8 protein-coding genes are annotated in these 7036 nt (G+C 64.1%); 1 reads left to right on the top strand and 7 read right to left on the bottom strand.

Features of this window, described 5'->3' with window-relative positions; all coding sequences use genetic code 11:
- The first annotated feature begins 299 nt into the window (after positions 1 to 299).
- Complete coding sequence (locus ACIQTS_RS06450; RefSeq protein ID WP_105662165.1) at positions 300 to 1253, top strand: nitronate monooxygenase family protein; 954 nt, start codon at positions 300 to 302, stop codon at positions 1251 to 1253.
- On the opposite strand, the gene panC is transcribed toward ACIQTS_RS06450, so the two are convergent.
- From panC to folP, 7 genes are read right to left on the bottom strand one after another with little or no spacing between them, the layout of a single operon-like run.
- Positions 1250 to 2116, bottom strand: coding sequence for a pantoate--beta-alanine ligase (gene panC / locus ACIQTS_RS06445; protein ID WP_400289634.1), 867 nt, complete (start codon positions 2114 to 2116; stop codon positions 1250 to 1252). The genes ACIQTS_RS06450 and panC overlap by 4 nt on opposite strands.
- A 4-nt stretch (positions 2117 to 2120) precedes the next feature.
- Positions 2121 to 2987, bottom strand: coding sequence for a DUF2520 domain-containing protein (locus ACIQTS_RS06440; RefSeq protein ID WP_332595340.1), 867 nt, complete (start codon positions 2985 to 2987; stop codon positions 2121 to 2123).
- Positions 2988 to 2989: 2 nt separating this feature from the next.
- Positions 2990 to 4387 (bottom strand): PH domain-containing protein, encoded by a 1398-nt coding sequence (locus ACIQTS_RS06435; protein ID WP_402472127.1) that lies wholly within the window; start codon positions 4385 to 4387, stop codon positions 2990 to 2992.
- Positions 4384 to 4881: a PH domain-containing protein gene (locus tag ACIQTS_RS06430; RefSeq protein ID WP_388024664.1), complete on the bottom strand. Its 498-nt coding sequence runs from the start codon at positions 4879 to 4881 to the stop codon at positions 4384 to 4386. The genes ACIQTS_RS06435 and ACIQTS_RS06430 overlap by 4 nt, the downstream gene beginning before the upstream one ends.
- Positions 4850 to 5311: a DUF3180 domain-containing protein gene (locus tag ACIQTS_RS06425; RefSeq protein WP_105658625.1), complete on the bottom strand. Its 462-nt coding sequence runs from the start codon at positions 5309 to 5311 to the stop codon at positions 4850 to 4852. Before ACIQTS_RS06425 ends, ACIQTS_RS06430 begins: the two co-directional genes overlap by 32 nt.
- On the bottom strand, positions 5299 to 6141 hold the full coding sequence (gene folK / locus ACIQTS_RS06420) for a 2-amino-4-hydroxy-6-hydroxymethyldihydropteridine diphosphokinase (RefSeq protein ID WP_166650737.1): 843 nt from the start codon (positions 6139 to 6141) through the stop codon (positions 5299 to 5301). The genes ACIQTS_RS06425 and folK overlap by 13 nt, the downstream gene beginning before the upstream one ends.
- A complete protein-coding gene (gene folP / locus ACIQTS_RS06415) occupies positions 6128 to 7030 on the bottom strand; it encodes a dihydropteroate synthase (RefSeq protein ID WP_105658627.1) in 903 nt (300 codons plus the stop codon). The genes folK and folP overlap by 14 nt, the downstream gene beginning before the upstream one ends.
- Positions 7031 to 7036 lie beyond the last annotated feature (6 nt).

Below are 7036 nucleotides of genomic sequence, written 5' to 3'. Positions count from 1 at the left end.
ACAAACTTGGCACACTATTGAGTTCTCAAACAACAAACACTCTCGACACCACAACCACCAATCCTTCGATGACTGCTTCGCTCCGGAGCAACTTTTCCAACTTACCAGACTTCCTGATCCGATCAAAATCGGCGGAAAACCTTCAGTGAAAAGTGATTGGCTGCCGGGTAAACAATCGGTAGATTCCGTGTTGTTTCCGTTCCGGCAACAGATAAAAACTATACACAGGTTCTTGGGCACTTACAAATCGAGGGGCCGCGTTCTAGGTCACATTCATTTCGCTGTTCTAGTCTGGGCTCATGAGCGACCTGCAAAGACTCCTTGGATACCGTGAACCCATCTTCAATGCATCTATGGCTGGCGCGGCTGGCGGCGCCTTGGCTGCAGCTGTTTCCCACGCGGGAGGTGTAGGGATGATCGGTTCGCCAGCAACTCCCACAGCTGACTGGATTGAACAGCAAACGCAATTCGTTGAATCCCTGAGTACTCCATGGGGCGTCGGCTTCATGGCCTGGGCGCTGGAAACGGATCTCTCCCCGCTAGAGGCCTTCTTGGAGTTCGGGCCCTCGTTGGTGACCTTGAGCTTCGGCGATGTCACCCGGGCCGCGGCGGTAGCCCATGAGGCTGGAGTTCTGACCGCCATGCAGGTAGGCAATGCGGCAGATCTGGAACGCGCGATGGCTGATGACATCGACATCATCATTGCCCGTGGCGCAGAAGGTGGCGGACATGGCCGCAATGAAGCCGGAACTCTGCCGCTGCTGCAGCTGGCAACCGCCCAGCACCAGAAGCCTGTGGTGGCGGCCGGAGGCATCGGCACTGCGCGAGGTATCGCCGCGGTGCTGTCAGCTGGCGCGGAAGCTGCCTGGATCGGGACCCGTTTCCTCTCGGCAGCAGAGTCCAGCGGGCACGGGAACATGAAGAGCGCAGCACGCAATGCGGGCCTGGATGACACTATCTATACCCGCGCCTTCGATCTCGCCCAGCAATTGCCATGGGCGCCCGAGTTCGGCGGACGGGCGCTGCGCAATGAGTTCAGCGACAAGCACGCGGATCTTTCCAGCTGGGAGCCGAACGATGCGCTGCGCGAGCAGATGGATCAGGCCCGCTCCGAAGCGCTGACGGACATAGCCCCGGTCTATGCCGGTGAGGCAGTGCAGTTCGTTGGCGCCGAGCAGCCCGCCGCCGAAATCATGCAGGAGCTGTGCGGCTTCCGCCAGGTCCTCGGGCAGGCTGCTCGACGCTTTGCCTAAATCGGCTGGTTGTCGATCAGACGGACGTTGCCCACCTTCGCCGCGACAAGGATCAAGCCCTCGCCGGTGAAGGGGGTGTCCTGGCAGTTGAATGCCAGTTCCTGCAGGGTATCCGGGTCAACGACGGCGAAGTAGTCCAGCTCCACCAGCGGGGCCATCTGGTACATGCCGATGGCATCCTCGATGTACAGCGGTTCATTGCGTGCCGCACGGTCGGCAACCAGCTGGATCGAACGGTGCAGCACCAAGGCTGCTTCCTTCTCTTCCTCGCTGAGCAATGCATTGCGGCTGGAAAGCGCCAGGCCTTTCGGGCTGCGCACGATCGGCACCGCACGCAGTTCTACCGGATAGTCCAGGTCGGCAACCATGCGGCGGATCAGCATCAGCTGCTGGGCATCCTTCTGGCCGAAGTAGGCGCGGTATTCGCCCCGACGCGGGTCGGTCAAGTGCAGCAGCTTGGCGACTACGGCCAGCATGCCATCGAAGTGGCCTGGACGCGAGGCGCCTTCATACATTTCGCCCAGCGCGCCGGAGCTCAACTTCACCAGCGGAAGGCCGGCATGGTAGATCTCGGAAGCGTCCGGGGCAAAGACAAGATCGACGCCGGCGGCCGCGGCCAGCTGCACATCAGCGTCGAGCTGGCGCGGATAGTTGGCGTAGTCGCTGGCATCGTTGAACTGCAGCTCATTGACGAATACGGAGATGACTACCAGTTCGTTTTCTGCGCGGGCGGCCTTGAACAGCGAAGCATGTCCGCGGTGCAGGGCTCCCATAGTGGGCACGAAGCCCAGCGATCCCGGGTTAGCTGCGGCAATAGCAGCCTTCAGCTCGGCACGGGTCTTTACAATCTTCGGGGTTTTCACGCTTCTATTCTAGAACTCGCAGAAGCTCTTCCAGCGTGCCTTGGGAGATCAGTCCGCGTTCTGCGGCGCGCAGCGCGGTAGCGCGCGAGAGGCTCCGATAGGAATTGTTGGTTTCCGCCGGGGCGTCGGCCAGCGCTTGCAGGTGCGCGGTGACCGTTCCGCTATCGCCTCGTGCTACCGGGCCGGTCAGTGCGCCCGCGCCGGAACGCAGGGCATTATCCAGGCTCGCGTACATCAGGGCGCGCAGGGTATTGGATGGTTCTTCCACGCCGATCCGGCGCAGGATGTCCGCCGATTGCGCCGTGATGGTGTTCAGGTGGTTTGCCGCATGGGCCAGGGCCGCGTGGTAGCTGGCACGATCCTGCTCGGCGATCACCACCGGCTCCCCGCGCATTTCCACCACCAGCGCCTGGGCTACCGGGAGGATGGCCTCGTCCGCGGTGACCGCGAAGACGCAGTCGGTCAGGCGCTGGAGGTCCATGCTCATGCCGGTGAAGGTCATGGCCGGGTGGATTGCCAGTCCAAAGGCGCCAGCATCCAAGGCCGGTTGCAGGATCGAGGTGCCGTACCGCCCGGCGGTGTGCGCGATCAACTGCCCGGCGGCGATATGGCCGCCCGCTGCCAGTCCGGACACCAGTTCGCCGAGCACGTCGTCGGGTACCGCAAAGAGCACCAGTTCGCTGCGGCGCAGGATTTCTGCTGGGTCCAGCAGTTCCACGCCGGGCAGCAAGGCGTCGGCGCGATCGCGCGAATCCTCCGAGACGGCGTGGATTCCGGTGATCCGGTGTCCGCTGGCTGCCAGCGCCGCACCAAGCACGGTGCCTACCTTGCCGGCGGAGATGATGCCGATTCCCAAGCGTGGTGCGTCCACTTCTACCTTTCAACCAGGCGCCGGGTTTGCGCCCGAATAAATTCTGCTGCGGTGTCCGCATCAATCTGATGCAGGTATCCGATGATGTTTCCGCCGGCACAGTGCAAGCGGACACCGGCCAGTTTACGTCCTTGCTCCCACGGCCCCTGGCCCCAGCTCATGCCCTGCACCCGGTTATGCGGCACGAAGCTGGCCTGCCGGGCCAACCAGCCATACCGGGAAATCACCGTGGTGCCGGTGGCCAGGAACGCCTGGTGCTTCCATGCCCCGGGCGATAGCGGCTTGGCGCGTTCCGGGGAGCCGGTGAAACCGTGTTCGCATCCGGTGCTCACCGCGGTGGCCAGCACCTCGCGCTGGTTGGCGACGCCAAGATCCGGCAGCAGGATCCCCATGATTCGGGCGACCGACTCGAAGTCGCCCACCGGGAGCACCTGCAGGTTATCCGCGTCATCGCTCTTGGTGCCCAGCACGTTGACTTCCACCTTGTACCAGCCCAGCATCCGCCAGAAGAAGGGTGCCGTCACCGAAATGGCCTGGACGCGGCCGGCAGGAATGGAGTGCTGGCGGGTGTCAGCCAGTCCGTAGCTGATGCGCATGCCGGTGTCCGAGGCGCTGGCGGTGAAGTTCCAGCCCTGGTTCAGCTGCTTGTAGTAGAAGCTGCCGAAGGCCAAGGCCGCGGGGACCAGGGCCGCGATGATTCCGTCGACCCCGGCAAGCCAAAGCACCAGCATCGCCAGACATGCGAGCACCCCGAACATCACCGGCAATTGCAGGAACATGGAGCCAATCAGGCGCCCAATGGGCACGTTGGCCATCAGCGGCAATGTGTCCGCGGCGGCCTGCGGCTGGGCTGCAGCGCGATCCGCCGCGTCGTGGGAGCCGCTTTCTTGGGCAGCGGCAGGTTCTTCGCCGCGGGCCCGCTCCAGGATGACCACGCGCAGCGCGTGGGCATCGGCCTTGCGCAGGAAGGAAAGGCGCAGCACCGACTCGGAGGAATCGGCCACGTCAAAGCGCAGTTCGGCGAGACCCAGCAGCCGGGCTACCAGTGGCTGGGCAATGTCTATGCCTTGCACCTTGTCGATGCGCGCCTGCTTCTGGCTGCGGAATAGCATCCCGGAATTCACGTACACGTGGGTGCTGGTGAGCTTGTAGCGGGTGAAGTACCAGGAAAGGAAGTAGAAGATGAGCACCACGGCCAGTGCGATGCCGGCGCCCGCGACGGTCCACATCAGCCTGGTGCCGGAGAAGCGCTCCGCCCAGGACAGGTCGTCGGTGTTCTGCCAGTAGATGTAGCCCAGGCCGATGATGGCCAGCCAGCCGTGGACGAACGGGCTGGCTGGATGCACCCGCTGCCATGGCTCGGCACTGTCTCCGGTGGCCAGTTCTTCGGCCTGGCTCATAGCATTTTCTCTTCGCCGGCGGCCACAAGCCGTTCGCGCAGGGCCTGCCCTTCGCCCTCGGGCAACCCGTAGACGTGCGCGGTGGCAGCGCTGCCGGCGGTGTTCAGCGTTAGCTGGCATAGCCCATAGCGGCGCTCCAGCGGCCCGCTGTTGACCTCGACGTATTGCATGCGGCCGTAGGGAATGACCACCTGCTTGCGCCACATCACCCCGGAGCGGACGATGAAGTCTTCTTCGCGTTCGAGATAGCCCAGTGCGGCGACCTGGCGGCGGATGATGCGCAATGCCGGCAACGCGATAGCCAGCACCAGCAGGACCGGGGAAATCACCAGCCACAGCGGGACGCCGACGCCGGTGACTGCCAGCACGGCAGGGACCAGGGCCGCCAGCAGGAACAGGCCCCAGGTGATCACCCAAGTGGTGAACTTGACCTTGGCGTAGTCCCGGTGGGCTGGGGTGAAGTTATTCGGTGACCACGGAGTCGCTGTTGCCATCGGTATCCTCTGGAGGTAGTTTGCACAGTTGCTGAACAATATACCCAATAATCACCATGAGGACACCAGCACCAGTCAGCACTAGGCCGCGGGTCAGGGTGGGGGTGATCCCAGTGGCCGCCCAGAGGGTGATGATGGCCGGAACATGCCAACCGGCAATCACCGCACCAGCATACGCCGAGGCCTGGGCCAGAACCAGGGTACGAGCTGCGGCGATCGGCTCGAAGTCCGATTTGCCCAAGGTGGAGCGCTTCACGCGGATCCCCAGGAACAGGATCACCGCGCAGACTGCGCCCAGCGAGTACAGGGCGGAGTAGTCCAGCACCGGCGCGTACCTGCCTGCCGCGGTGAGCAGGCGCAACGCGATCCAGCCGGCCACGGCCCCGAGCCCGGCGCACCAGAGCAGCCAGCGCAGCTTCAGCTTGGCCATAGCCGTATGATGTCCTTCGTATCGGCAGCTTCGGCGGCCAAACGGGAAACCAGTTGCCCGTTCAGCACCGCGTCCGGATCCATCCAGCTCCACGGGGCCAGCACGAAGCCGCGGATCGCGGCGCGCGGATGAGGCAGGGTCAGCCGCTCATCATCCAGGTTCAGCTGGTCGTAGGCGATCAGGTCCAGATCCAGCGTGCGTGCTTCCCAGCGCACCTCGCGGGTGCGGTGGTGCTTGGCTTCTATCCACTGGCACAGATCCAGCAGCTCATGCGGGGCCAGCCGGGTACGCACCTGGACGACCTGGTTGGTGTAATCGGGCTGTTCCGGCGGACCGCCTACCGGCTTGGTGATGGCCAGCGGGGAAACCTTGAGCAGCTCGACTTCTGCGCCGAGGTCCTGCACCGCGGCGGCCAGGGTAGCCTGCGGATCACCCAGGTTGGCGCCCAACGCGATGATCGCGGTGTGCTGCTTCTGGTGCCGCGTCAGCGAGATGGTGACATCGGTGAACGGTACCGGGATTGGAGCCTGCGGCTTGTGCACCACCACGTCGATGGTGAACACGCCCGGGTAGGCGGCGAGGATCGCCTCGGCGATTTCGCTGCCCAGCTTCTCGATCAGGTCCCACGGGCCGGCCTGGATCTGCTGGACTACCAGCTCGCTGACTTCGCCGTAGTGCACCGTGTCAAGAACATTGTCGCTGGCTGCCGCACGTGAGATATCCACGTGCAGCACCACGTCAATGATGAATTCCTGGCCGTCGCGCTTCTCATGGTCGAAAACGCCATGGTAGCCGGTGGCCGAAATTCCGTAGATGCTAATGCGATCCATAGGCCTGCACGACTTCAATGGCGTCGCGGTTGCCGGTGACATCGTGCACGCGCACTGCCCAGACCTTGTCGCGGGCGCCCAGCACGGTGGTCGCTGCGGTCGCGGAATCGCGTTCCATCGGCGCGCGGCTCTTGGAACCCTCGGCCAGCAGTTCGCCCAGGAAGCGCTTGCGGCTGGTGCCGATCAGCACCCGGTGGCCCAGCTCCTCGATGGCAGGGACGTTGGCCAGCAGCGCCCAATTGTGCTGCGCATCCTTGGCGAAGCCCAGTCCCGGATCGATGATGATCTGCTCCGGGGCCACGCCCTTGGCGACGAATTCATCGCGCAGCATGCGCAATTCGCCGATGACCTCGGTGACCACGTCCTGGTAGTTGGCCTCGGAGACCATGTCCTGCGCGGTGCCGCGGCGATGCATCAATACGTAGGGGACGCCGGTTTCCGCGATCAGCTCCGGCATGCCCGGCTCATAGGTCAGGCCGGAAACGTCGTTGATGAGGTGCGCGCCGGCGGCGATGGCCGCGCGGGCGGTGGAGACATGCATGGTGTCCACGGAGATCACCGCGCCGGCCTTCACCAGGGCTTCGATGACCGGGATGATACGCTCGCGCTCCAGGGCAGGATCGACGTTCGTGGCGCCCGGGCGGGTGGATTCGCCGCCCACATCGATGATGTCGGCACCCGAGTACAGCAGCTTCAGGCCCTGGTCGATCGCGGCATCGGCGGACAGGTACTTCCCGCCATCCGAGAAGGAGTCCTCGGTGACGTTCAGGATGCCCATGACCAGGGTGCGGCCGGTTGGCAGGTCGGCCATGGTCTTCTTGCTGGACTTGCGGATCACCGGCAATGGGCTGGTGTTCGGGCCGGTGCCCGGGATCGCTCCAAGCGACATGGGGGT

Origin of the sequence: Glutamicibacter sp. NPDC090743, from assembly GCF_044769125.1 — a bacterium.
GTDB lineage: Bacteria > Actinomycetota > Actinomycetes > Actinomycetales > Micrococcaceae > Glutamicibacter.
Note: the sequence above shows the minus strand (reverse complement) of the source record. Positions and strands in the feature narration are given on the sequence as shown.